The sequence below is a fragment of the Neorhizobium lilium genome, assembly GCF_004053875.1.
Taxonomy (GTDB): Bacteria; Pseudomonadota; Alphaproteobacteria; order Rhizobiales; family Rhizobiaceae; genus Neorhizobium; species Neorhizobium lilii.
Map to the genome: position 1 here is coordinate 736,003 of NZ_SBIP01000002.1, position 23,648 is coordinate 759,650.

General features: G+C 58.4%; 24 protein-coding genes and 1 tRNA gene. 20 read left to right on the plus strand and 5 right to left on the minus strand.

Going from position 1 to position 23,648, the window contains the following annotated elements; translation table 11 throughout:
- The first annotated feature begins 33 nt into the window (after positions 1-33).
- The 4 genes from EPK99_RS09715 (at position 34) to EPK99_RS09730 (ending at position 5,429) form a co-directional block, all read left to right on the plus strand.
- The gene (locus tag EPK99_RS09715; RefSeq protein WP_128442824.1) at positions 34-1,281 is read left to right on the plus strand and encodes a KpsE/RkpR family capsule polysaccharide export protein; all 1,248 of its coding nucleotides are present in this window, start codon (positions 34-36) and stop codon (positions 1,279-1,281) included.
- Between the two features lie 142 nt (positions 1,282-1,423).
- The gene (locus EPK99_RS09720; protein WP_128442825.1) at positions 1,424-2,263 is read left to right on the plus strand and encodes an ABC transporter permease; all 840 of its coding nucleotides are present in this window, start codon (positions 1,424-1,426) and stop codon (positions 2,261-2,263) included.
- A gap of 111 nt (positions 2,264-2,374) precedes the next feature.
- Positions 2,375-4,369, plus strand: coding sequence for a glycosyltransferase family 2 protein (locus tag EPK99_RS09725; protein WP_164901745.1), 1,995 nt, complete (start codon positions 2,375-2,377; stop codon positions 4,367-4,369).
- Complete coding sequence (locus EPK99_RS09730) at positions 4,356-5,429, plus strand: hypothetical protein (protein WP_128442827.1); 1,074 nt, start codon at positions 4,356-4,358, stop codon at positions 5,427-5,429. The genes EPK99_RS09725 and EPK99_RS09730 overlap by 14 nt, the downstream gene beginning before the upstream one ends.
- A gap of 45 nt (positions 5,430-5,474) precedes the next feature.
- On the opposite strand, the gene EPK99_RS09735 is transcribed toward EPK99_RS09730, so the two are convergent.
- Positions 5,475-5,549: transfer RNA gene (locus EPK99_RS09735), tRNA-Gln, on the minus strand.
- 250 nt (positions 5,550-5,799) lie between these two features.
- On the opposite strand from EPK99_RS09735, the gene rfbC reads away from it, so the two are divergent.
- The 7 genes from rfbC to EPK99_RS09770 all read left to right on the plus strand — a co-directional run bounded on the left by rfbC (position 5,800) and on the right by EPK99_RS09770 (position 10,575).
- Entirely contained in the window at positions 5,800-6,357 is a 558-nt protein-coding gene (rfbC, locus tag EPK99_RS09740) for a dTDP-4-dehydrorhamnose 3,5-epimerase (RefSeq protein ID WP_128442828.1), read from the plus strand.
- Positions 6,358-6,459: 102 nt separating this feature from the next.
- Positions 6,460-7,527: a dTDP-glucose 4,6-dehydratase gene (gene rfbB / locus EPK99_RS09745; protein WP_128442829.1), complete on the plus strand. Its 1,068-nt coding sequence runs from the start codon at positions 6,460-6,462 to the stop codon at positions 7,525-7,527.
- Positions 7,524-8,414, plus strand: a complete 891-nt coding sequence (gene rfbD / locus EPK99_RS09750; protein WP_128442830.1) for a dTDP-4-dehydrorhamnose reductase — start codon at positions 7,524-7,526, stop codon at positions 8,412-8,414. Before rfbB ends, rfbD begins: the two co-directional genes overlap by 4 nt.
- 88 nt (positions 8,415-8,502) lie before the next feature.
- Positions 8,503-9,378, plus strand: coding sequence for a glucose-1-phosphate thymidylyltransferase RfbA (rfbA, locus tag EPK99_RS09755; protein WP_128442831.1), 876 nt, complete (start codon positions 8,503-8,505; stop codon positions 9,376-9,378).
- Positions 9,379-9,527: 149 nt separating this feature from the next.
- Positions 9,528-9,707 carry a hypothetical protein gene (locus tag EPK99_RS09760; protein WP_128442832.1) on the plus strand — a complete coding sequence of 60 codons (180 nt, stop codon included), beginning with the start codon at positions 9,528-9,530 and terminating at the stop codon, positions 9,705-9,707.
- Between the two features lie 99 nt (positions 9,708-9,806).
- Positions 9,807-10,196 carry a group II truncated hemoglobin gene (locus EPK99_RS09765; RefSeq protein WP_128443388.1) on the plus strand — a complete coding sequence of 130 codons (390 nt, stop codon included), beginning with the start codon at positions 9,807-9,809 and terminating at the stop codon, positions 10,194-10,196.
- Positions 10,197-10,251: 55 nt separating this feature from the next.
- Positions 10,252-10,575, plus strand: a complete 324-nt coding sequence (locus tag EPK99_RS09770) for a DUF423 domain-containing protein (protein ID WP_128443389.1) — start codon at positions 10,252-10,254, stop codon at positions 10,573-10,575.
- A gap of 18 nt (positions 10,576-10,593) precedes the next feature.
- Here EPK99_RS09770 and EPK99_RS09775 read toward each other — a convergent pair whose 3' ends face one another.
- Together EPK99_RS09775 and EPK99_RS09780 are read right to left on the minus strand one after the other, a co-directional pair.
- Entirely contained in the window at positions 10,594-10,839 is a 246-nt protein-coding gene (locus EPK99_RS09775) for a hypothetical protein (RefSeq protein WP_128442833.1), read from the minus strand.
- A complete protein-coding gene (locus EPK99_RS09780; protein WP_128442834.1) occupies positions 10,820-11,251 on the minus strand; it encodes a DUF2325 domain-containing protein in 432 nt (143 codons plus the stop codon). The genes EPK99_RS09775 and EPK99_RS09780 overlap by 20 nt, the downstream gene beginning before the upstream one ends.
- A gap of 211 nt (positions 11,252-11,462) precedes the next feature.
- On the opposite strand from EPK99_RS09780, the gene EPK99_RS09785 reads away from it, so the two are divergent.
- The 3 genes from EPK99_RS09785 (at position 11,463) to EPK99_RS09795 (ending at position 16,325) form a co-directional block, all read left to right on the plus strand.
- Positions 11,463-12,824, plus strand: a complete 1,362-nt coding sequence (locus EPK99_RS09785; protein WP_128442835.1) for an NAD(P)-dependent oxidoreductase — start codon at positions 11,463-11,465, stop codon at positions 12,822-12,824.
- A gap of 14 nt (positions 12,825-12,838) precedes the next feature.
- Positions 12,839-14,152 carry an NAD-dependent dihydropyrimidine dehydrogenase subunit PreA gene (gene preA / locus EPK99_RS09790; protein ID WP_128442836.1) on the plus strand — a complete coding sequence of 438 codons (1,314 nt, stop codon included), beginning with the start codon at positions 12,839-12,841 and terminating at the stop codon, positions 14,150-14,152.
- 259 nt (positions 14,153-14,411) lie between these two features.
- Positions 14,412-16,325 (plus strand): HAMP domain-containing methyl-accepting chemotaxis protein, encoded by a 1,914-nt coding sequence (locus EPK99_RS09795; RefSeq protein ID WP_128442837.1) that lies wholly within the window; start codon positions 14,412-14,414, stop codon positions 16,323-16,325.
- A 152-nt stretch (positions 16,326-16,477) separates the two neighbouring features.
- On the opposite strand, the gene EPK99_RS09800 is transcribed toward EPK99_RS09795, so the two are convergent.
- Entirely contained in the window at positions 16,478-16,672 is a 195-nt protein-coding gene (locus EPK99_RS09800; RefSeq protein WP_128442838.1) for a DUF2735 domain-containing protein, read from the minus strand.
- Between the two features lie 436 nt (positions 16,673-17,108).
- On the opposite strand from EPK99_RS09800, the gene EPK99_RS09805 reads away from it, so the two are divergent.
- Entirely contained in the window at positions 17,109-18,149 is a 1,041-nt protein-coding gene (locus EPK99_RS09805) for a glutamine synthetase beta-grasp domain-containing protein (RefSeq protein WP_128442839.1), read from the plus strand.
- Positions 18,150-18,229: 80 nt separating this feature from the next.
- Here the strand turns inward: EPK99_RS09805 and EPK99_RS09810 are convergent, their stop codons facing one another.
- The gene (locus EPK99_RS09810) at positions 18,230-18,874 is read right to left on the minus strand and encodes a TetR family transcriptional regulator C-terminal domain-containing protein (RefSeq protein WP_128442840.1); all 645 of its coding nucleotides are present in this window, start codon (positions 18,872-18,874) and stop codon (positions 18,230-18,232) included.
- A 226-nt stretch (positions 18,875-19,100) separates the two neighbouring features.
- Here EPK99_RS09810 and EPK99_RS09815 point away from each other — a divergent pair, with 226 nt between their 5' ends.
- The 5 genes from EPK99_RS09815 to EPK99_RS09835 are packed head-to-tail and all read left to right on the plus strand — an operon-like array spanning position 19,101 to position 23,645.
- Positions 19,101-20,354, plus strand: coding sequence for a Zn-dependent hydrolase (locus EPK99_RS09815; RefSeq protein ID WP_128442841.1), 1,254 nt, complete (start codon positions 19,101-19,103; stop codon positions 20,352-20,354).
- A 15-nt stretch (positions 20,355-20,369) separates the two neighbouring features.
- On the plus strand, positions 20,370-21,044 hold the full coding sequence (locus EPK99_RS09820; protein ID WP_128443390.1) for an endonuclease domain-containing protein: 675 nt from the start codon (positions 20,370-20,372) through the stop codon (positions 21,042-21,044).
- Complete coding sequence (gene hydA, locus EPK99_RS09825) at positions 21,041-22,495, plus strand: dihydropyrimidinase (protein WP_128442842.1); 1,455 nt, start codon at positions 21,041-21,043, stop codon at positions 22,493-22,495. The genes EPK99_RS09820 and hydA overlap by 4 nt, the downstream gene beginning before the upstream one ends.
- Positions 22,496-22,497: 2 nt before the next feature.
- A complete protein-coding gene (locus tag EPK99_RS09830; protein ID WP_128442843.1) occupies positions 22,498-22,857 on the plus strand; it encodes a hypothetical protein in 360 nt (119 codons plus the stop codon).
- Entirely contained in the window at positions 22,854-23,645 is a 792-nt protein-coding gene (locus EPK99_RS09835; protein WP_128442844.1) for an ABC transporter ATP-binding protein, read from the plus strand. Before EPK99_RS09830 ends, EPK99_RS09835 begins: the two co-directional genes overlap by 4 nt.
- The last annotated feature ends 3 nt before the right edge of the window (positions 23,646-23,648 follow it).

Here is a 23,648-nt window from a genome sequence, read left to right on the forward strand (position 1 = left end):
GTGCAAGAAAAGTCAGCCACCCAGGACAACGTTGTGGAGCAGCCGAAGCTGGCATCTTCGCTCAGTCGGCATGAGAAGGTCGCCGCGGCCTTGAGTTCCTATGCGCGGGCACTCACCTTTGAAAACAGAAGCCGGCGCAATCTCTACCGCCTGGCAGGTCTCGCTCCACGCACGCGTGACCGCATTTTCTCTGGGCTCCTGGCAGCGGCGATCTTGCTTACTTTTGTTTTACCCATGCTGGGAAGTGCGGGCTATTATGGCTTGATAGCGAGTCCCGGCTATGTTTCGGAAGTTCGTTTCGTTGTAAGATCCTCTGTGCCATTGCTGTCTCGTGACCGATATTCCAGTGAGACTGTCGAACCGAAAGCGAAGATTGTGCAGGATACTGCTATCCTGCTGAACTACCTTGACAGCCCAGCAATCATTGAGGATCTGCAAAAGAGCGTCGATCTGAAACAGATCTTCGGCAGCGCTGCAATCGATCCTTTGTCACGGCTTCGCAGCGACGCGTTGCAGGACGACCTTCTGCGCTATTGGCGAAAACATTACAGCGCGTCTGTTAACCCGAAAAGTGGGATTGCCGAGCTTAGGATCACTGCCTTCGATCCCAAGCAGGCGCACGATCTTGCGACACTTGTGCTCAAACTTGCAGAGCAGCAGGTCAACAGGTTGAGTTCAGGCATGTGGGATAGCCTTCTCACTTCCACACAACGCGATGTGGACAATGCCACCAAGGAAGTGACAGATCTTCGTAGCCAAATGAGGGACGTTCAAAACGCGACCGGCGTCTACGATCTTGACCTGTCTGCTCAAAGCATCATGTCGGTCCTGACAGGGGTGGAGGGTAAGCTTGCCGAGTTGAGGGGTCGGAGAGACGCTCTTCACCAGACGTTGACGCAAGGCAGTCCGCAGCTTGCCGAAATAGACAGACAGATCAGCGCCCTTGAGGCGCAGTCCAAAGATTTGAAGGCGAAGACCGCAGGTCAATCCGATGGTGCTGCCGGAAATCTAGCGCAATATTCGAGTGAATTCGACCAACTCAAGCTGAGCTTGAGCATGTCGGAAGCGAAATTGAAATCCGCTATCAGAGATCTGGAAAAGGCCAAGCTGGTAAGTTCTCTGCAACTGGTTTACGTAGACAATTTCACTAAACCCAGCCTGCCGGATAGCAGCACCTACCCGAACGCTCCTCTCAAGATTTTTTTGGCGTTCCTGATATGCGCCGCTATCTGCTGCTCGACATGTGGTCTGCTGGCTTTAATACGTAACAAGCTGGACTAGCTGCCAGCGGCTGATCGCAATGGTGGCAACTCGTCTTCAAGCGTGAACCGCCTGATATGTCGCGATGTTTCCCAAGGCAACTGCCTTAATAAAGCTGCTGAAACTCTCTGACTGAGAATTAAGTCCACGAGGATCCCACGTGATGGAGATCAACAATCTCACTCCTGTCAATTCGGCAAATAAGAACTCTGCCTATCACAAACCCAGCATTCGGGTAGCGCTTCGCCGGCAAGTCAATGTCATGCATGCAGTGATACTGCGCGACATCCGTAGTCGCTTCTTCAACCATGGGCTCGGGTTTCTCATGGTGCCACTATTTCCGGTTGCGCACGCCACGCTCCTGCTGGGAATATACACTGTGATGAACCGCCAGGCGATATTTGGGGACGACCTAATTCTCTTCTTTGCCACCGGGCTTATCCCGGTTCTGACATTTAATTACATCTCCAGGTTTATGTCCGTTTCGGTCTCAGCCAACAAAAGCATGTTGGCTTTTCCCGCGGTCCACCTCTTGGACATCATATTGGCTAGGTCCGCATTGGAATTCATCGGCATCGTCATATCAATCGTATTCATGACGATCTTGCTGATCTCGGTAGGTACGAATCCAGTGCCGCAAGATCCGGCGGATGCAGCCCTAGCCCTGCTGGCCGTGGCATTTCTGGCAATAGGCGTAGGTGTCGTCGTAAGCGTGATATCAGCGATATTTCCATTCTTTGCAATGATCTATTCCCTATTTACAGCGATAATCTACCTGACATCCGGCGGACCCATTTATCTTCAGTCGTTTCCAGATCAGGTCGTTTACTATTGTTCCTTCAATCCTGCGTTTCACGCGGTGGAATGGATGAGAACCGCATATTATGTGGGCTATTCGGACCAATATCTGGACAAGACCTATCTACTCTCATGGGGGTTAGGTAGTTTGAGCCTGGGGCTGCTGATGGAGCGCCTACTCAAGACACAGATCTTGAACAATTAGCAAAGCGGCATTTATTCTGGGCTCCTATGGATCCCATCTGTTCCAATTTAAGCAAACAAAACTAATTCAATTAGCCGACACGCTTTAATGCGCCCCTTGGAGCTCTGGCCAGTGACCCCACCAAAATCGAATAACGCGGGCGGTCATACAGCTGCGATACTCACAGGACAGGATGCCACGAAATATACGGGACACGCTTTATCTCTCAGCTTTCACAATCCAGATCTTGGCCCGGTCGCGACTATCCTGTTCCAGCGCCGCGGCAGAGTACCCGCGACTTTGGTCCGCAAGGTTTTGTTGGATGAGAACGGTTGCGGACGGTTCTATGGCTGGGGACCAGGCAAGCTAAACGGCATCGCCCTTCAAACCGATGGGTCTGTCGAGCCGGCCCAATTGAAGCTATTGGTTGCGCTCAACACGGTTCCATTATGGAAAATTGCCTTTTTGGTCGCGCGCAAATCACCCCTGGCAGTGGGACAGATAATCAAGCTACTTTTAGCGCGTAATATTCGGGGGGTGCGCTATCGCTTCGGAAGACTCTACGAGAGCTTGAACGAGCCTTCTTACGAGAATTGGCTCAAACGAAGGAACCAGGCAGCTTTTAATCTAGGCTCTGAAACTGGTCTGAAACCTCGCGTCTTTGTTTCGGTCATCGGAAATGACGCTAGGGAGGCGACACTCCAATCGATAGAGAGACAGTCCTACCGCGATATAGAAGCGCGAGATCCGAGCCAGATCGAGATGCCCCTCAAGGACAAAGGTGAGGCTTTCTGGCTTCGCCTCCCCGCCGGAGTTTGCCTTCACGAGAAAGCGGTAGAGGCTATGCTTCAACCCTTGCTGGACAATCCGGACATTGCCGGCATCTATTGCGACGAGGACATGATGGACGCGGACGGCGGACGTGACGCGCCTTTTTTCAAGCCCGCCTGGAATGCGCCACTCGCAGAGACCGGATGGCTGGCACCCGACGGCGCGATCATCCGCGTGAGCGCACTGCAAAAAGAAATCGATCTGGAGCAATCCACGTCCGGCCAACTGCTGCTCGAGGCCTCAAAACGTGGACGAATAGCCCATATCCCACGAGTTATGCTTCATAGGTTATCTCCACTGACTCCCGCCCTCCCCTCAAGGCCTAAAGTTGCGAGCGCTAGGACAAAGGTCAGCGTCATCATACCAACGCGGGACCGAGCCGACTTGCTCAGCGCCTGTCTGGATGGGCTATTGAAGAGAACCCGCTTTGACGAGCTCGACGTCATTGTCATCGATAACGAAAGTGCCGAACCTGAAACCCATGCGCTTTTCGCAAAATACGAGGGACAAGGTCTGGTCAATCGCGTGCCTTTGCCCGGAAGCTTCAATTTCTCCCGTGCCTGCAACCTGGGCGTCGCTCATGCGAGGCACGATCTCGTGTTGCTACTTAACAACGATGTTGAACCGATCAATCCTGAGTGGCTCGACCAAATGGTCGCGGAACTGGATGATGACGATATCGGAGCGGTCGGCGCTCTGCTTCTCTTCCCCGATGGTTATGTGCAACACGCTGGCGTCACCCTCGGATCCGGCTCAGTTGCAAGACACAGTTTCCAGTTTCGTAAGCCTGGCGAACGTGGAGATTGGGGCTTGATCGAGCAAAGGCAGGAGATGAGCGCCGTGACCGGCGCCTGTCTGTTGACCCGCCGCAGCTTGTGGCATGCGGTGGGCGGCATGAACGAGGAGCGGTTGACCGTTGCTTTCAATGACGTCGATTACTGCCTAAAGCTACGCGAAATCGGCAAGGGCATCATGTGGACACCACATGCCCGGCTAATTCATCACGAGTCGGTCTCACGCGGGCGCGATGACACGCCGGCGAAGCTGGAGCGGTTCGCCAAGGAAGAAGCCTATATGCACGAACGATGGGGAGAGGTGCTTCAGAACGACCCATTCTATAACCCAAACCTGTCGCTCATAGTCGGCGACCGCTGCCTCGACGTAGAGCCCCGCGATCTCTCGCCCAGGTTTGCGCGAGCCAAGGCTCGGAATTTTAACGAGCAGGACCAAGGCGGCACGACTTCCACCGGACGGGATAAGAGCCAGGGCGAAGAGGAGCATCATGCTCTTTTCTGAATATTGGGATCGCCTGATGCTTCGGCCGCAGATTCGTCCAAGCCCACGGAGGCCGACCAGGAAAACGATAAATCAGATCATTCTGTTCGGCCGTCATCCCAATCCGACAACGGACTACTATTTCGGCGCGAGGCTGTCCGCACGAGGCATGCCCCCTTATGAAATAGTCGATATGGCAGACAGGAATTTGCACAGGCTGAACCCGGAAGGGGCGTTCATCATCATCTGCCGATATGCCTCGTCGCGGGTGCTGGATTGGATCGAGGCATCGCACAGTCGGCTTGCAGGGGTTGGCCTTTTTCTCGATGACGATATTCCTTCCGTCATCCTGAGTGACGAGTCCAGTATCCGCTACAAGCTGTCATTGCTGAAGAACGCCATAATGCCGTTGCGCCGCCTAAACCGCGAACTGGACATTTTATGGGTGTCGACGCCGAAGTTGGCGGAAGCAGTCGGTTGCATCGACGCCCAGGTTCTGCCGCCGGCTCCCCCGACCTTTCTATGGGACGTTGCGGGGAGGAAATCGTCAAGAGCCGACAGTGAGACTATCTCGATCGCCTACCATGCTACCGGCATCCACGTGAAGGAGCATTCTTTCCTTCAACCCGTGATAGCCGACGTCCTGGCAGCCCGCCCGAATGCCATCTTCGAGGTTTTCGCCGACAACAGGACAAGGCCGATTTGGAAGGGTATGGACCGCGTGGACATTCGCGACCCTCTGCCTTGGCAAGGCTATGTCAAGGAATGCGAAAACCGGCAAATCGACATCATGCTCGTCCCACTGGCTCCCACGAAAGTAAACGATTGTCGTTCGCCCACAAAGCGAATCGACGTGGCACGCCTTGAGGCGGCGGGCATATTTTCTGCATCGAGCGCTTATGGCGAGCCAGATGGAAGCTGTGAGATCCGCCTGCTTTACAATCGGGATATATGGCATCAAACACTGCTGGAGCTTATCGACGATCCGGCAAGACGTGCTGCCGGCGCTGAGGCAACCCGGCTGCTGGTTGGGCAAATGAGTAGCGATGCCGACAGCGGCCTCCTGCTGAATAGCGCATAGACGCCGATGTCCAGCCGAACCGCCGCTTCCTTGGTTGAAAGTGCGTGGCTGGGGCGCCAGGATTCGAACCTGGGAATGCCGGTACCAAAAACCGGTGCCTTACCGCTTGGCGACGCCCCAATATGAAAGAGCTATAATGAGCAGCTTTCGAATGCCGCTGCTCTAGCAAAGCTTGAGAGTCCCGGCAACTGCACCACCCTCATTTTCCGCGCATTTCAGACGACTGCTTAGAGGCTAAAGAGAAGACGGCATAATGACGTGAAACCCCAATTGTCTTTTTGCGAAGAGGGTCCCGCTATAAAGACACATCCTTTACAGTATCCGATGTCGAAGCTAGGCATGGTACATCTTTTATCGTGAGCAGTGCGCCATGTATTTCGAGAAACTGGACATCTCTGGGTTGTTTTTGATCACGCCGAAGAAGTTTGGTGATTCCCGGGGCTATTTCATGGAGACATTTCGTCAGGCTTTGTTTGCCGAGCATGTAGGTCCGTTCGAGTTCGTACAGGACAATCAGTCGCTCTCGGCCGAAGTTGGCACTGTAAGGGGCTTGCATTTCCAGCTGGAGCCGAAAGCGCAGGGCAAATTGGTGCGCTGCGTTGCCGGCGCGCTGCTGGATGTGGCGGTGGATATCCGTAGCGGCTCACCCACCTACGGAAAGCACATTGCTGTAGAATTGACGGCGGAAAATGGCAGACAGCTCTGGGTGCCGCCGGGCTTTGCGCATGGCTTCTGCACGCTCGCCCCTAACACCGAGATCAGCTACAAGGTAACGAACTATTACAGCGGTGAGCATGATCGGGGCCTGTTATGGAACGATCCGGCGATCGGCATTGACTGGCCGGTAGAGGCAGAGAAGGCAGCACTATCCGAGAAGGACAGGAAGCAACCACCACTTGCCGACCTGGGTGATGTTTTCACCTATTAAGGCTTTTTTGGATTGAAGGTTCCTGGAGTTGAACCTGCAGGTCGTTTTCATAGAGTTTGCGCCCGCCGTCAGGTCCGTGGTGATGAACGGAGAGTTTTGCAAATGCGCGTCATAGTAACCGGTGGTGCCGGTTTTATTGGGTCGGCAGTTGTCCGCCACCTTGTGCTGGACAAGGGCTACGAGGTCCTCAACATCGACAAACTGACATATGCCGGCACCAAAACGTCAGTGCGGGCTGTGGACGACCAGCCGGGTTATCGCTTCCTTCAGGCCGATATCTGCGATTGCGCTGCGATTGCGGAAGCGCTGGCAGGTTTCAAGCCTGACCGGATCATGCACCTGGCGGCCGAAAGTCATGTCGATCGCTCGATCACGGGCGCCAAGGATTTCATCGACACCAATGTAGTCGGCACTTTCACCATGCTCGAATGCGCCCGCCAGTACTGGTTGACGCTCGACGGCGCCGAGAAGGAAGCGTTCCGCTTCCTGCATGTGTCGACCGATGAGGTTTATGGCTCACTTGGCGATGAGGGTCTGTTTACCGAAGAGACGCCCTATGATCCGAGTTCGCCCTATTCGGCCTCCAAGGCGGCCTCCGACCATCTCGCCAAGGCCTGGGCCCGGACTTATGGTCTGCCGGTCGTGGTGTCGAACTGCTCCAACAATTACGGGCCTTATCATTTCCCGGAAAAGCTTATTCCGCTGATCATCCTGAATGCGTTGGAGGGCAAATCGTTACCGGTGTATGGCAGTGGCGCCAACGTTCGCGACTGGCTCTATGTTGAGGATCACGCCCGGGCGCTCGACATCATCGCCGAAAGAGGCCGGATCGGCGAGACCTACAATGTCGGCGGTCGCAACGAGCGCCGCAACATCGATGTCGTGACCCGGATCTGCGAACTGATGGATCGACTGCGCCCACAGTCCGAACCGCACTCGCACCTTATCACTCATGTGACCGATCGACCGGGTCACGACGCCCGCTATGCGATAGATGCGACCAAGCTCGAGACTGAACTCGGCTGGAAGGCGCAGGAAAATTTCGATACGGGCATCGAAAAGACGGTCCGCTGGTATCTGGAAAACGAGTGGTGGTGGGCGCCGCTCCGTAAGGGCTACGAGGGAAGTCGTCTCGGGTTGCTCGATACGGATGACAAGGCATCCGTATGACAGACCGCCGACGCATGGTGGTAACCGGGCGAGAAGGACAGGTCGTCCGTTCGTTGCTGGAGCGCAGCGAGTGTGAAGGGCTCTTTAAGGTAGTCGCGCTCGGTCGGCCGGACCTTGATCTCTCCGAACCCGACACGATCGAAGCAGCCTTGCGCCACGCCCGGCCAGACATCATCGTTTCGGCAGCTGCCTATACGGCCGTCGATCAGGCCGAAAGCGAAGAGGCGGTGGCGACCGTCGTCAACGGCGTTGCGGCCGGAAGACTTGCCGACACCGCGGCGGCACTCGACGTACCTGTCATCCATCTTTCGACCGATTACGTCTTCGACGGCAGCAAGTCGGCGCCATATATCGAAAGCGATCCGGTGGCGCCGCTCGGCGCCTACGGCCGCTCCAAGCTTGCCGGCGAAATCGCCGTGACCAGGGCGACGTCGAACCACGCAATCCTGCGCACCGCCTGGATCTACAGCCCATTCGGAAAGAATTTTCTGAAGACCATGCTGAAGCTCGCCGAAACCCGCGACAGTCTGAACGTCGTGGACGACCAGATCGGCAATCCGACCTCGGCGCTTGATATCGCTGATGCCGTGCTCGCCGTGGCGGGCAATCTCCTCGCAAGCGACGATAGGGCTCTGCGCGGCGTCTTTCACATGACGGGGTCCGGAGAAGCAAGTTGGGCGGATTTTGCCGTCGAAATCTTCGCACAGTCGAAGCTTGCACGCGGCCCGACAGCAGAAGTCGGACGGATCCCGTCGAGCGCCTATCCGACACCGGCAAAGCGCCCGGCCAATTCCCGCCTTGACTGTGGCAAACTGTTCGACATCCACGGTGTTCGGCTTCCGGATTGGACGAAATCGACGGCTTCGGTCGTGGCACGGCTCGTATGATTGCGCGCCAAGGCTAAAGCTGAAGACAATCTTACGCCATAAACAACATGCACCGCGTAGACACGAACGTGATAAGGACCTGCGACCTATGAAGGGTATCATTCTTGCTGGCGGCAGCGGCACCCGGCTCCACCCGATGACACGGGTAGTCTCTAAGCAACTGATGCCGGTCTATGACAAGCCGATGATCTACTATCCCTTGTCGACGCTGATGCTAGCAGGCATCAACGAAATACTGATCATCTCGACGCCGGCGGACATGCCGATGTTCGAGCGTCTTCTTGGCGATGGCTCGCAGTGGGGTCTGAAGCTTAGCTATGCCGTCCAGCCGTCGCCGGATGGCCTCGCCCAGGCCTATGTCATCGGTGCCGACTTCATCGGCGACAGCCCGTCCTGCCTGATCCTCGGCGATAACATCTTCTACGGTCACGGCATCACCGAACTCTTCACCAGCGCCATGACGCGCCAGCCCGGCGCTACCGTCTTTGCCTATCACGTCAACGATCCGGAACGGTATGGCGTCGTCGAGTTCGACAAGCAGATGCGGGCGCTCTCGATCGAGGAAAAGCCCGTTGCGCCACGCTCCAATTGGGCCGTTACCGGACTTTACTTCTACGACAAGGATGTGGTGGAAATTGCAGCCAATCTGAAGCCTTCGCCGCGCGGCGAACTCGAGATCACCGACGTCAACCGCGCCTATCTGGAGCGCGGCGACCTGCATGTGGAACAGATGGGCCGTGGTTACGCCTGGTTCGATACAGGCACGCCGGATAGCCTCCTCAATGCGGCGGAATTCGTCGCAACATTGGAGCGCCGCCAAGGCTTCAAGATTTCCTGCCCGGAAGAAATCGCCTTCCACAAGGGCTTCATCGACCGCGATCAGATAACCACACTTGCTGAGACATACGGAAAAAGCGCTTATGGGGTATATCTCAGAGAGCGTGTTATCTCGTCCTCACCATAATGCTCTGATCAGCGAGTGTGGCAATCGCTTTCCGTGTCTCGTTAGATCAGGTGAATAGATTTTGGCCGGCCAATCGCAGCGGCCGTTACTCTCTTGCGGAACTCACGTCCAGCGCGAACGTTGACTCTGTCAACAGGAACGGAGCATTCATGGCCGAAGACAGAAACGCGCAGGAAGCCGTAGAAAACGTCGATAAGTCGGTGCAAACGCAGGATCGACCTGCTGCGGGGCCGCACGCACGCAAAGACCTGACGGACATGGAAAAGACCCCCGGAACTGGCGCCCTGCCTGACGACGATGGCAAGGACGCCGATGTCGGTTCCGACTGACCCCGAACGATCGCATGTCCTGTGCCTCTGCGCGCCATGGCGCTTGCCCTATCGTGAGGCGGAGGCTAACACCGCCCTTTAGAGATCCGGGTGGCGGCGATGACTGGCGAAACCATAACATTGTTTGAAGCGATCGGCGGCGAGAATACCATTCGTGCGCTCGTCAGGCGCTTCTACGATTTGATGGATACGCTGCCCGAGGCGGCCCGCTGCCGGGCCGTCCATCCATCAAGCCTTGCCGGTAGCGAAGCGAAACTCCTTGATTACCTTATCGGCTATCTCGGCGGGCCTCCTGTCTATGTCGAGAAATACGGCCATCCACGGCTGCGGTCTCGTCATTTCGGGGCGGCGATCGGGCCGCAGGAGCGCGATGAATGGATGCTCTGCTTCCGGCGTGCGATGGAGGAGACGATCGAGAACCCCAAACTTCGCGACATCATCTGGCCGCCGATCGAACGCCTCGCCTTCCATATGCAGAACAAGGAATAGCGCCTTGGGAAGATTCGAGAATCTTAGGCCGTTGATTCTGTTTGTGAGCGGGCTGATGGGCGCCTCGGGCGTGGCTTTGGCGGCAGCGGCGAGCCATGGTGGCGACACCCATTTCCTCGGATCGGCCTCGACCATGTGCCTGGCGCACGCGCCCGTTCTGCTGGCGCTTTATCTCGGCCATCGCTTCTTCCGCACAGCAACGCTTGCCGGCTTGGTCCTGGGGCTCGGCACCGTAATCTTCGCAGCAGATCTAGTTTCGCGGCACTATCTCGGCGACCGCATCTTTCCCATGGCGGCACCGACCGGCGGCACGCTGATGATGCTCGGCTGGCTTATCGTCGCCGCGGGCGCCCTATTCAAGACGCGCCCGCAAGACTGATTCCATCGGCGTGAGGATTTATGGTCTGCGAAGCTGGAGGACCACGCCACCGGTTTTGCGGGAAGCCGTCCGCTGAACTGCTGCACCGGCCGGACTCCTGGCTGCGGCAGAGCAGGGAAAGGCAACCACGTTTACGGCGTCCATCGCCGCCTCCCGGCGCCCCGACAGCAGGGCGTAAAGTTCCGGCACAAGACCATCGCCATTTTGCTCGGCGAGCTTATGCAGCCCGATCAGCAGGCTCCCGTCACGAGGTTCTTCGTTCATCATTGCGATCCTTCATGGTCTGCAGCGCCCGCTCCAGGCTTGACTTCGAGCCGTTTCGAAGCGGTACGAAGGCGACGCCGAACTTCTTGCAGCCGGTCTTCACCCGCAGACACGCATCGTGGCTGATACAGTCGATGGGGCAGAAGACGCAGTCGACGGAAGGCAGAACCGTATCGATGCGCGACACCGCTTCCCGCAAACCGCCGTCATGATGGATAAGTTCCGCCCCGTGTTTGCTGGCGATCTCGCGCAAATGAGCCACCTGGCAGTCCCGTCCGCCCACGTAAAGAAAGCTGCGCACGTCTGCCGGAATGTTGGCCCCTCGCCCGGCCCCGTGCCCGTTTCCCGCGCCTGGTGCACTTGCTTTGGCGGCTTGGTTGGCGCCGCTCTTTGCCTTCTGCTTCTTCGCCATGTCGCTCCTCGCTGGCAGGCGATCCCCTCCACGGGGACCTTGTTCGGCGGCACCTTAATAAAGTTGAGTATGAGAGACAAGATTAAACTTGAGCCACTACATCATGAATTTCTCGCCTGGCAAATCCAAACTTTTACCGTTTGATAAATTTTTTGGCTGTGTTACCGTTTGCCTAATAGTTGTCCATGAATCCAGAAAAAGGGGAACAGGGATGGATCGACTGGGAAATGGCATAGAGGCCGGACGCCTGGCGCCCGCCGAATACGAAGCAAACTTCGCGGACCTTCATCCGCGTCTCGACAGGCACGAAGCGCTGGTCGCTTCGGACCGCTGTTACTTCTGCTACGACGCGCCGTGCATGACGGCCTGTCCCACCGCCATCGATATTCCGCTGTTCATCCGGCAGATATCGACAGGCAACCCGCTAGGTTCGGCAAAGACCATCTTCGACCAGAACATTCTCGGCGGCATGTGCGCGCGCGTCTGTCCCACCGAAACGCTCTGCGAGCAGGTTTGCGTGCGCAACACTGCGGAAGACCGGCCGGTGGAGATCGGCAAGCTTCAGCGCTACGCCACAGATATTGCCATGGAAACGAACCGCCAATTCTATCAGCGCGCCGTATCGACAGGCAAAACCGTCGCCATAGTCGGCGCCGGACCGGCAGGCCTTGCGGCGGCACATCGCCTGGCCCGACACGGCCATTCCGTAGTGATCTTCGATGCGCGTGAGAAAGCAGGCGGGCTCAACGAATACGGCATCGCGACCTACAAGGCCGTGGATGACTTCGCAGCCCGAGAGGTCGATTATGTCACCGCGATCGGCGGCATCGAGATCCGCAACGGCCAGGCGCTGGGCCGTGACTTCTCTCTCTCCGACCTTAGCACTCAATATGATGGCGTCTTCCTCGGCATGGGGCTTGCCGGCGTCAACGGGCTCGGTGTCGAAGGCGAAGATCTGCAGGGCGTCGATGACGCTGTGGATTTCATCGCCGTCCTGCGCCAGACGGCGGACAAGAGCCTCGTTCCGATCGGCCGGCGCGTGATCGTGATCGGGGGTGGCATGACGGCGATCGACGCGGCCATCCAGGCCAAGCTCCTTGGCGCGGAAGAAGTGACGATCTGCTACCGGCGCGGCAAGGAAAACATGAACGCCTCTACTTACGAGCAGGATCTGGCAACCGCGAACGGCGTTATTATCCGCCATTGGCTGGCGCCGAAGAAGATCGTCGGCGAGGACGGTCGTGTCGCCGGCATAGAGGTGGAATATACGGCCATGCGTGACGGCAGGCTGGTGGGCACCGGAGAGGCAGGCGTCATCGCAGCCGATCAGATCATGAAGGCGATCGGGCAGACTTTCTCGGCGTCCGGGCTCGGCGCGCTTCAGTTCGAACGCGGCAAGATCATGGTTGATGTGGAAGGCCGCACCTCTGTCGAGGGCATCTGGGCAGGCGGCGACTGCATCGGCACCGGCGAGGATCTCACCGTTTCGGCCGTGGCTCAGGGCAGGGACGCTGCTGAAAGCATCAATCGCGCTTTGATGGCGGCTGCACAGCCCGCCATGGCCGTAGCCTGAGAGGGATCGAGATCATGGCTGATATCCGCAATAATTTCGTCGGCATCAAATCCCCCAATCCCTTCTGGCTGGCCTCCGCGCCGCCCACTGACAAGGCCTACAATGTCGAGCGCGCCTTCAAGGCCGGCTGGGGCGGCGTGGTCTGGAAAACACTCGGCGAAGAAGGCCCACCGGTCGTCAATGTCAATGGCCCGCGCTACGGCGCCATCTGGGGCGCCGACCGCCGCTTGCTTGGCTTGAACAATATCGAGCTGATCACCGACCGCGACCTCTACACCAACCTTCGCGAAATGAAGGAAGTGAAGAAGAACTGGCCGGACCGGGCTGTGGTTGCCTCTATCATGGTGCCATGCGAGGAGCAGGCCTGGAAGGCCATCCTGCCGCTGGTGGAAGAGACCGAAGTCGATGGCATCGAGCTCAATTTCGGCTGTCCGCATGGCATGTCGGAACGCCGCATGGGCTCGGCAGTGGGCCAGGTGCCGGAATATATCGAAATGGTGGTTCGCTGGTGCAAGCAATATACCCGCATGCCGGTCATCACCAAGCTGACGCCCAACATTACCGACATCCGCCATCCGGCCCGGGCCGCCAAGCGGGGCGGCACCGACGCAGTCTCGCTGATCAACACGATCTCGTCCATCGTCTCCGTCGATCTCGACAGCTTCTCGCCAAATCCGTCGATTGGGGGCAAGGGCAGCCATGGCGGCTATTGTGGTCCGGCGGTCAAGCCGATCGCGCTCAACATGGTGGCCGAAATCGCCCGCGATGCGGAAACCTACGGCTTGCCGATCTCCGGCATCGGCGGGGTTACCACCTGGCGCGATGCAGCGGAATTCCTGGCGCTTGGCGCTGGCAATGTGCAGGTCTGTACGGCCGCCATGACCTACGGCTTCAAGATCGTGGAGGAAATGATCACCGGGCTGTGCGATTGGATGGACGAAAAGGGCCACCGCACGCTGGACGACATTACCGGCCGTGCCGTACAGAACGTGACCGACTGGCAGTATCTGAACCTCAACTATATCGCCAAGGCGCATATCGACCAGGACGCCTGCATCAAATGCGGCCGCTGCCACATCGCCTGCGAGGACACGTCCCACCAGGCGATTACCAACATGGTCGATGGCGTCCGTCATTTCGAGGTAATGGAAGAGGAATGCGTCGGCTGCAATCTCTGCGTCAATGTCTGTCCTGTCGAGAACTGCATCACCTTGGATGCTCTCCCCGCTGGTCAACTCGACCAACGCACCGGCAAGGTCGTGGACCCGAGCTACGCTAACTGGACCCAGCATCCGAACAACCCGATGTCACGCGAGGCTGCTGAATAATCCTGAGTCTTGCCCCGGCTGCACTCCCGCCGGGGCTCTTTCCGTGCAACGGTGAGAGCGTGCGGCACCTTGCCTGATCAAGGCCGAGAACCTGAACAGCCTTTTGGCCAGTGCTCAGCTTTATTCAATCTCGCAATATAATTTAACGCTCAATTAGAGCAAACCTGTCAGCATCTTATGCAGATCTCTTGAGGCGGCCTCCGCAGTGATGGCCTCCGGACGGGAGTTTTTGTCGCTCTAGCGCTGCTTGGTGTTGAATATGGTGTTTAAAGATATCTCGATTTCCAAGAAGATCGGCCTCGTCGTGGTCGTCATGGGGCTGTCCTCCCTCATCATTGCCGGCATTTGCGGATCCGGTCTTTATGGTCTCCAGAAAGCGATGACGACAGTCGGCGCCCAGGAAGAAATTGCCCGCGAGGCGATGGATCTGCGGGTCGATATCATCGCGATCAGCCGCATGACCTACCAGCTGGCCGCCGAGCCGGCAAAAGCCAAGGACTTCCGCGCTGAAACGGACAAGCGCAGCACGGAAATGCTTGCTCGCCTGCCGAAGATCGAATCCACCGCCGACGCCACCGAGAAGCAGCAGCTCGCAACGATCCGCACGGCTCTCTATAGCTACTTCACGGCCATTCACGCCATGGTGGACACGGCGGAAAAGAACGGCGCCGATCCTGCCGCCATCAGCGCCTCGCTGAAGAAGGCGCTCGATGCCCAGAAGGTCGTGACCGATACGGTCAAGGTCTACAGCACCTATTCCGGAAATGCCCTGGCCGCCGCCCGCGCCCAAGCCCTGTCCTCCTCCTCTACCGCAATGATGGTCGCCGCACTGTCTGCCATCGCCTTCATCGTGCTGGGTGCCGTTATCAGCACCATAGTCGCTCGCCGCGGCATCGTCGGCCCGATCCGCTCGCTCACCCATGCCATGAGCCGCCTCGCTCAGGGCGAGATGGACACCATCTCCGTCGATACCTCCCGCAAGGACGAGATCGGCGAAATGGCCGGCGCGGTGGAAGTCTTCCGCAGCAATGCGCTGGCCATGCGTGAACTGAAGGCGCAGGAAGCCGTTCTTCACGAACGCAGCAGCGACCTCCAGACCAGCATTTCGGAAGTCGTCGCCGCAGCCGTTGCCGGCAATTTCTCCGGCCGCATCAGCAAGGACTACGAAAACAAGGATCTCAATCGCTTTGCGGCAGGTGTCAACGAATTGGTATCCAGCGTCGATAACGCAATCAATGAAATGCGCCGCGTCATTGCAGCGCTTGCCGATTGCGACCTGACGCAAAGCATGAACGGCCAGTTCCAGGGCGCCTTTGCCGAACTGCAATCCAACGTGAACCACACCATGGTCCAGCTGCGCGCCACCATGAACAACATCCGGGGCTCGGCCGGCACGATCAACAACAATTCAGCCGAACTCAGCTCCGCCGCCAACGACCTCTCCAAGCGCACCGAACAGCAGGCTGCCGCCCTTGAGGAAACGGCAGCGGCTCTGGACGAAATCACCGCGACTGTCCGTGCCGCCTCTTCCCGTGCCACGGAAGCCCGAGATATGGTGCATGAAACAAAGCAGAGCGCTGCCAAGTCGGGTCAGATCGTCCGCAGCGCCGTCACCGCCATGAGCCGCATCGAGGATTCCTCGACCAAGATCAGCCAGATCATCGGCGTCATCGACGAGATCGCCTTCCAGACCAACCTGCTGGCGCTCAACGCTGGCGTCGAAGCCGCCCGTGCAGGCGAAGCAGGCCGCGGCTTTGCAGTCGTTGCCCAGGAAGTGCGCGAACTTGCTCAACGCTCGGCCAATGCCGCCAAGGAAATAAAGACCTTGATCAGCGCATCTGCATCCGAGGTCGAAGGGGGCGTATCGCTCGTTCGCTCGACCGGCGACGCTCTCGTGGAAATAGAAAGCCTGGTCAATCGGGTGAACGAGCATGTGGAATCGATTGCCACTGCTGCCCGCGAGCAGGCGACCGCGTTGGCCGAGATCAACTCCTCCGTCAACCACATGGACCAGATGACCCAGAAGAACGCCGCGATGGTGGAAGAGACCACAGCCGCCAGCGAAACGCTTGCAGATGAAAGCCGCCACCTGGAAACGGTGCTCCAGGCCTTCAAGCTCGGCTCCGGTGCAGACCTTGCTTCCGTTGCACAGAGAATGCGTAACGCCGCCTGAGATCCAGGACGACACAACGAAACAAGCCCGGGCATGCCCGGGCTTGTTTCGTTTATGGCACTGGTCGCCCTCCAGAAGAGACATGACCCTCATAGGGTCATAGACCTCACAGAACAACCAGCATCACCAATTGGATTTTAGGACTGCATAGATCAGCATGGCTTCGGCCAATCCGGCTTGGTCGGCTCGTCTCGAACGGCCTCGCCGTGATACCAGCACTGGTCGACGACGCTCACGGTCGCATCATAAGGTGAAGCAGGTACGGTGCGCCCATCTTCGAGACGGCGACGCGGACGCAACGGGAACTCGTAAATTCTGGCGCTCTCGCTTTGAATGCTGACTGCCATGGGTGGCTTCCTCTGGATGACCGAATGCACCATTTTCAAAATGTGCACATTTTTTATGCTTATTGCACTATTTTACATCATTCCCGGCACCAATGCTAGCTGCATTTTGAGGCGTTAGGAGCCTTTAGGAGGGGGCGACCGGTATTCGCAGTTGGTATTTTACCCCAACGGCCGGCGGCCTCCACAGTTCCGAAGCCGTGTGTCTGGCTTGTCAAGTCGTGAATTTCCGTGAGAAGGCGCTGATAAACAACGAGCTGCACCGGCTTCCCTTCGTGGCGGAGCCAAGCCCACCGACAATTTTTGAAAGGGCCATGGGAGTTCCGCTCGAACTGGCACGGTATGTGCGTTTATCGTTTCATACCTGGGGCAGACAGCTGCAAAAGCAGTGCTCCGCTTCAGGATTGCTCAACCATGAACGCGGCCTGAGAGATAAAACATGACCAAGTATAAGCTCGAGTACATCTGGCTCGACGGCTACAAGCCGGTAGCGAACCTGCGCGGCAAGACGCAGGTCAAGGAATTCGACAGCTTCCCCACACTCGACCAGCTTCCGCTCTGGGGCTTCGACGGTTCGTCGACCATGCAGGCCGAAGGCCACAGCTCGGACTGCGTGCTGAAGCCGGTTGCCATCTACCCGGATCCCGCCCGCACCAACGGTGCCCTGGTCATGTGCGAAGTCATGATGCCGGATGGCCTCACGCCGCACACGTCCAACACCCGCGCCACCATCCTCGACGATGAAGACGCCTGGTTCGGCTTCGAGCAGGAATATTTCTTCTACGAAGACGGTCGTCCGCTCGGCTTCCCTGAGCAGGGCTACCCGGCTCCGCAGGGTCCCTACTACACCGGCGTCGGCTACAAGAATGTCGGCTCCATCGCTCGCGAAATCGTCGAAGAACACCTCGACCTTTGCCTGGAAGCCGGCATCAACCACGAAGGCATCAACGCCGAAGTGGCCAAGGGCCAGTGGGAATTCCAGATTTTCGGCAAGGGCTCCAAGCGCGCCGCCGACCAGATCTGGATCGCTCGCTACCTGCTTCTTCGCCTGTGCGAGAAGTACGGCATCGACGTCGAATTCCATTGCAAGCCGCTCGGCGACACCGACTGGAACGGTTCGGGCATGCACTGCAATTTCTCCACCAAGCATCTGCGTGAAGTTGGTGGCAAGGAATATTTCGAAGCCCTTATGGCTGCCTTCTCCAAGAACTGGAAAGAGCATATCGACGTTTACGGTCCGGACAACCACCTGCGCCTGACCGGCAAGCACGAAACCGCTCCGTGGAACAAGTTCTCCTACGGCGTTGCCGACCGTGGCGCGTCGATCCGCGTGCCACACTCCTTCGTCAACAACGGCTACAAGGGCTACCTCGAAGATCGTCGCCCGAACTCCCAGGGCGACCCCTATGCGATCGCTTCCCAGGTTCTGAAGACGATCGCCGAAGTCCCGACTACCGGCTACGCTTCCGCTGCGGCCTGATCTACCTCACGTCCTCCCAGGACACGAATGCGCCGGCCCCTTGTGGCCGGCGTTTTCATTATAAGTTTACCGGTGACCTCTCATTTCGCCTGAATTCTCAGGCCATCCATGAACAACTGTTCGAGAAACCGCGCCGCATCTTCGAATCGGCCCTCACCTGCCTGTTTCTGCCCCAGCACCGCCCGCACCTGCACATCGAAATCCGCATAATGCTGGGTCGTGGACCAAATCGAGAAGATCAGATGATAGGGGTCGCACCGGGCGATTTTCCCGGCACGTGCCCAGGCGCGGATGACCTCCGCCTTCTCGTCCACAAGCTCCTTCAGCGGCCCTTTCAACTCGTCTTCGATATTCGGCGCGCCCTGAAGCACCTCGTTGGCGAAGAGCCTGCTTTCACGCGGGAAGTCGCGGGCCATTTCCAGCTTGCGGCGAATATAGGAGCGGATTTCCGACTCGGGGCTCCCCTCCGCATCGAAAGCCTGCAGCGGTTCCAGCCAGGTGGAAAGGACCCGGTCGATGAGTTGGCGATGGATCGCCTCCTTCGTACGGAAATAGTAGAGGAGATTGGGTTTCGACATGCCGGCGGCATCGGCGATCTGGTCGATAGTGGAGCCACGGAACCCCTGGGCGGAAAAGACGTCCAGCGCCGCTTCGAGAATGCGCTCCTCCTTCTCCTCTTGGATGCGTGTGCGTCTTTGTGTTTTCGCCGCTCTTGGCACCGCCATCCGCTTGTCTGCCCTTCAGTGATGCGTCTTATAAATTCTGCGGCTTTGCCGTTTTTGGGCTTGAGTGAAGCCGCGGACATTGTAAGCTTTTACCAATCGGTCAAATTATCAGCGACAAGCAAAACAAAGGCAACGCTGATCTTCAATAGCCAAAGGCTGCGAAGGACCACGGGAACAAAAAGCATGCCGCCGGTCGAAGGCGGCGCAAACGGGTGAGGATGAAGCAATGGTGGCAGCGCCAGGCGAGAACTTGCGTATCAATGGTGACCGCCTCTGGGACATGCTCATGGAGATGGCCAAGATCGGTCCCGGCATTGCCGGCGGCAACAACCGCCAGACCCTGACCGACGCGGATGCCGAGGGGCGCAACCTCTTCAAGGCCTGGTGCGAAGCGGAAGGCATGACCATCGGCGTCGACAAGATGGGCACCATGTTCGCGACGCGGGCGGGCACCGATCCGCAAGCCCTGCCGGTCTATATCGGCTCCCACCTCGATACCCAACCGACCGGCGGCAAGTTCGATGGCGTGCTCGGCGTGCTGGCCGGGCTGGAAGTGGTGCGAAGCCTGAACGACCTCGGCATCAAGACGAAGCACCCTATCACCGTTACAAACTGGACCAACGAGGAAGGCGCCCGTTTTGCGCCCGCCATGCTGGCCTCTGGCGTTTTCGCCGGCGTGCATTCCGTGGACTACGCCTATTCCCGCAAGGACCCGGACGGCAAGAGCTTCGGCGACGAACTGACACGCATCGGCTGGGTCGGGGAAGAGGAGGTAGGCGCGCGCAAGATGCATGCCTATTTCGAGTACCACATCGAGCAAGGCCCGATCCTCGAGGCGGAGGACAAGCAGATCGGCGTGGTGACGCACTGTCAGGGTCTGTGGTGGCTGGAATTCACGCTCACCGGGCGCGAGGCCCATACGGGCTCGACGCCGATGAACCTGCGCGTCAATGCCGGCCTTGCCATGGGCCGCATCTTCGAGATGGTTCAGGATGTCGCCATGGCCGAACAGCCCGGCGCCGTCGGCGGCGTCGGCCAAGTGTTCTTCTCGCCCAACTCCCGCAACGTCTTGCCGGGCAAGGTCGTCTTTACTGTCGACATCCGCACGCCCACACAGGAAAAACTCGACCGCATGCGGGCCAGGATCGAGTCACAGGCAGCCAAGATCTGCGAAGACTTAAGCGTCGGCTGTTCGGTGGAGGCAGTCGGTCATTTCGATCCGATCACCTTCGATCCGGTTCTTGTCGGCCGCGTCCGCGATGCCGCCGAAAGACTGGGCTACAGCCACATGAACGTCATTTCCGGCGCCGGCCATGACGCCTGCTGGGCTGCCAAGGTGGCGCCGGCCACCATGATCATGTGCCCCTGCGTCGGCGGCCTTTCCCATAACGAGGCGGAGGAGATTTCCAAGGGCTGGGCAGCGGCAGGCGCCGACGTGCTGTTCCATGCGGTGCTGGAGACGGCGGAGATCGTGGAGTAACCGATGCACTGGTCCATGACCACATCCGTATTTCCCAAGATCAATGGCTCATCTTCGACGAGCACCCCCTCATCCGGCCCTTCGGGCCACCTTCTCCCAGTTGGGGAGAAGAGGGAATACGCTGCGCCCTCTTCTCCAAATCCATCTCTTGAGATTCGAGTTCCGAGGTTGATTTTGCACAGGCCAGCAAGAAATATCTTCTCCCCCACGGGGAGAAGGTGGCCCGAAGGGCCGGATGAGGGGGTGCGTCGCATGTCAGCAGATGACATCACCAAAAGAAGTTCTGGCAAGACCAAGCAGGCGAGAAGACTTCGCCGAAACGAGACAGAGGAAGAGTATCGGCTTTGGAGTGAACTGCGAAACCGCCTTCTAAATGGCTACAAATTTTCGCGGCAGGTTCCGCTTGGCCCATACGTGGCGGACTTCCTCTGTCGCGAGCAAAAACTAGTCATTGAAGTCGATGGCTTTCAGCATGCTCAAAGCCGCAACGATGAAGTACGCACACGATGGCTTAACGCCAAAGGCTACGCTGTCCTACGCTTCTGGAACCACGAGATCACTCATGAACGACGAGCCGTGCTGGATACGATCCTTGCTGCACTGAGCGGTCAAATGATTGAGCTATGCAAAATCACGCGCTTTCACCCAGCAGATCTCACCGCGATTGAACCGACAGGGGAACAACCATGACCACAGTCATCAAGGGCGGGACCATCGTCACCGCCGACCTCACCTACAAGGCGGACGTCAAGATCGACGGCGGCAGGATCATCGAGATTGGGCCGAACCTGTCTGGCGATACCACGCTGGACGCAGCGGGCTGTTACGTCATGCCGGGTGGCATCGATCCGCATGTGCATCTCGAAATGCCCTTCATGGGCACCTATTCCGCCGATGACTTCGAGAGCGGAACACGCGCGGCGCTGGCCGGCGGTACCACCATGGTCGTGGATTTCTGTCTGCCCGATCCCGGCCAATCGCTGCTCGACGCACTGAAGCGCTGGGATAACAAGGCGACGCGCGCCAACTGCGACTATTCCTTCCACATGTCCGTCACCTGGTGGGGCGAGCAGGTCTTCGACGACATGAAGACAGTCGTGCAGCAGCACGGCATCAACACCTTCAAGCATTTCATGGCCTACAAGGGCGCGCTGATGGTGAACGACGACGAGATGTTCGCCTCCTTTTCGCGCTGCGCCGAGCTAGGCGCCCTGCCCCTTGTCCATGCGGAAAATGGCGATATCGTCGCCGCCATGCAGCAGAAGCTGATGGACGAGGGTAATAACGGCCCCGAAGCCCACGCTTATTCCCGTCCCGCCTCCGTCGAGGGCGAAGCCACCAATCGCGCCATCATCATTGCAGACATGGCAGGCGTTCCGCTTTACGTGGTCCACACCTCATGCGAGCAGGCACATGAAGCCATTCGCCGCGCCCGGCAAAACGGCATGCGCGTCTATGGGGAGCCCCTGATCCAGCACCTGACGCTGGACGAGAGCGAATACTTCGACAAGGACTGGGACCATTCGGCACGCCGCGTCATGTCCCCGCCCTTCCGCAACAAGCAGCACCAGGACTCACTCTGGGCCGGTCTTGCCTCCGGCTCGCTGCAGGTGGTGGCGACCGACCATTGCGCTTTCACCACCGACCAGAAACGCACCGGCGTTGGAGACTTCCGCAAGATACCGAACGGCACAGGCGGGCTCGAAGACCGCATGCCCATGCTCTGGACCCACGGCGTGCAGACCGGCCGCATCACCATGAACGAATTTGTCGCGGTCACCTCCACCAACATCGCCAAGATCCTCAACGTCTATCCGAAGAAGGGCGCCATCCTGGTCGGCGCCGACGCAGATATCGTCGTGCTCGATCCGAACAAATCGAAGACGATTTCCGCCGCCACACAGCAATCCGCGATCGACTACAACGTCTTCGAGGGCAAGCAGGTGACGGGCCTGCCGCGCTACACGCTGACGCGCGGTGTCGTCGCCATCGAGGATGGTGCCGTCAAGACCCGCGAAGGACACGGCCAGTTCGTGGCCCGCGAGCCCTACCCTGCCGTCAACAAGGCATTGTCCAGTTGGAAGGAACTGACGGCACCCCGCAAGGTGGAGCGGTCGGGCATCCCGGCATCGGGAGTGTGAGAATGCGCATCGCACTGACGATCTTCTGCCTGGCCTTGGCAACCGGCTCCACCGAAGCAGCCAATTTCCTCGACGGAGCCTATGGCAGTAAGGAAGGCTGTGTCTATGCCAAGACGGGCAAGTCCTCCGGCGCCGACGACTTCTTGCTCCTCAACGATGACGGCATCACCACGTCCGTCTCTACCTGCGACTTTCAGGGCGAGGCAACGAAGACAGCGACAGGTTTCACTATCCAGGCTGAGTGTGAGGCTGATGGCGAAGCCGGTTCGCTGGACACTGCAACCCTCACAAAATCGGCCAAAGGATATACCGTGAGCTTTCCCGACGGCACCAAACTGGGGCCAATGCCGAAATGCCGATGAATGAGAGCAGCTTTTCCGTCGTCTCGGCCAAAAAGCTGGGGCTGACATTCCAGACCAGTGACGGGCCGGTGCATGCCCTGTCCAATGTCGATCTCGATGTGAAGCGCGGCGATTTCGTCTCCTTCATCGGCCCGTCGGGCTGCGGCAAGACAACCTTCCTGCGGGTGATCGCCGATCTTGAAAAGGCGACGGCCGGCGAGATCACCGTCAACGGCATGACGCCGGAGGAAGCCCGCAAATCCCGCTCCTACGGCTATGTCTTTCAGGCGCCGGCGCTTTACCCATGGCGGACGATCGAGAAGAACATCGCCCTGCCGCTGGAGATCATGGGGCACAGCAAAATGGAGCGGGCGAGCCGCGTCGCCCGGACACTCGACCTGGTCAATCTCACGGGCTTCTCCAAGAAATACCCATGGCAGCTCTCCGGCGGCATGCAGCAGCGGGCCTCTATTGCCAGAGCGCTTGCCTTCGATGCCGATCTGCTGCTGATGGACGAGCCCTTCGGAGCCTTGGACGAGATCGTCCGCGACCATCTGAATGAGCAGTTGCTGAAGCTGTGGGCGCGCACGCGGAAGACTATCTGTTTCGTCACCCACTCCATTCCGGAAGCCGTTTATCTTTCGACCAAGATCGTCGTCATGTCACCCCGCCCGGGTCGGGTCACCGACATCATCGACTCAACACTGCCGAAGGAGCGGCCGCTGGAAATCCGCGAGACGCCGGAATTCCTCGCCATCGCCCATCGGGTGCGGGAAGGCTTGCGAGCGGGTCATAGCTATGAGGAGTGAGAC

Excerpts from the sequence above, each read along its gene's own strand:
- EPK99_RS09720 (WP_128442825.1), top strand. The coding sequence starts at position 1,424 with ATGGAGATCAACAATCTCACTCCTGTCAATTCGGCAAATAAGAACTCT.
- EPK99_RS09730 (WP_128442827.1), top strand. The coding sequence starts at position 4,356 with ATGCTCTTTTCTGAATATTGGGATCGCCTGATGCTTCGGCCGCAGATT.
- rfbC (WP_128442828.1), top strand. The coding sequence starts at position 5,800 with ATGTATTTCGAGAAACTGGACATCTCTGGGTTGTTTTTGATCACGCCG.
- rfbB (WP_128442829.1), top strand. The coding sequence starts at position 6,460 with ATGCGCGTCATAGTAACCGGTGGTGCCGGTTTTATTGGGTCGGCAGTT.
- rfbD (WP_128442830.1), top strand. The coding sequence starts at position 7,524 with ATGACAGACCGCCGACGCATGGTGGTAACCGGGCGAGAAGGACAGGTC.
- rfbA (WP_128442831.1), top strand. The coding sequence starts at position 8,503 with ATGAAGGGTATCATTCTTGCTGGCGGCAGCGGCACCCGGCTCCACCCG.
- EPK99_RS09760 (WP_128442832.1), top strand. The coding sequence starts at position 9,528 with ATGGCCGAAGACAGAAACGCGCAGGAAGCCGTAGAAAACGTCGATAAG.
- EPK99_RS09765 (WP_128443388.1), top strand. The coding sequence starts at position 9,807 with ATGACTGGCGAAACCATAACATTGTTTGAAGCGATCGGCGGCGAGAAT.
- EPK99_RS09770 (WP_128443389.1), top strand. The coding sequence starts at position 10,252 with ATGGGCGCCTCGGGCGTGGCTTTGGCGGCAGCGGCGAGCCATGGTGGC.
- EPK99_RS09775 (WP_128442833.1), bottom strand. The coding sequence starts at position 10,839 with ATGAACGAAGAACCTCGTGACGGGAGCCTGCTGATCGGGCTGCATAAG.
- EPK99_RS09780 (WP_128442834.1), bottom strand. The coding sequence starts at position 11,251 with ATGGCGAAGAAGCAGAAGGCAAAGAGCGGCGCCAACCAAGCCGCCAAA.
- EPK99_RS09785 (WP_128442835.1), top strand. The coding sequence starts at position 11,463 with ATGGATCGACTGGGAAATGGCATAGAGGCCGGACGCCTGGCGCCCGCC.
- preA (WP_128442836.1), top strand. The coding sequence starts at position 12,839 with ATGGCTGATATCCGCAATAATTTCGTCGGCATCAAATCCCCCAATCCC.
- EPK99_RS09795 (WP_128442837.1), top strand. The coding sequence starts at position 14,412 with ATGGTGTTTAAAGATATCTCGATTTCCAAGAAGATCGGCCTCGTCGTG.
- EPK99_RS09800 (WP_128442838.1), bottom strand. The coding sequence starts at position 16,672 with ATGGCAGTCAGCATTCAAAGCGAGAGCGCCAGAATTTACGAGTTCCCG.
- EPK99_RS09805 (WP_128442839.1), top strand. The coding sequence starts at position 17,109 with ATGACCAAGTATAAGCTCGAGTACATCTGGCTCGACGGCTACAAGCCG.
- EPK99_RS09810 (WP_128442840.1), bottom strand. The coding sequence starts at position 18,874 with ATGGCGGTGCCAAGAGCGGCGAAAACACAAAGACGCACACGCATCCAA.
- EPK99_RS09815 (WP_128442841.1), top strand. The coding sequence starts at position 19,101 with ATGGTGGCAGCGCCAGGCGAGAACTTGCGTATCAATGGTGACCGCCTC.
- EPK99_RS09820 (WP_128443390.1), top strand. The coding sequence starts at position 20,370 with ATGACCACATCCGTATTTCCCAAGATCAATGGCTCATCTTCGACGAGC.
- hydA (WP_128442842.1), top strand. The coding sequence starts at position 21,041 with ATGACCACAGTCATCAAGGGCGGGACCATCGTCACCGCCGACCTCACC.
- EPK99_RS09830 (WP_128442843.1), top strand. The coding sequence starts at position 22,498 with ATGCGCATCGCACTGACGATCTTCTGCCTGGCCTTGGCAACCGGCTCC.
- EPK99_RS09835 (WP_128442844.1), top strand. The coding sequence starts at position 22,854 with ATGAATGAGAGCAGCTTTTCCGTCGTCTCGGCCAAAAAGCTGGGGCTG.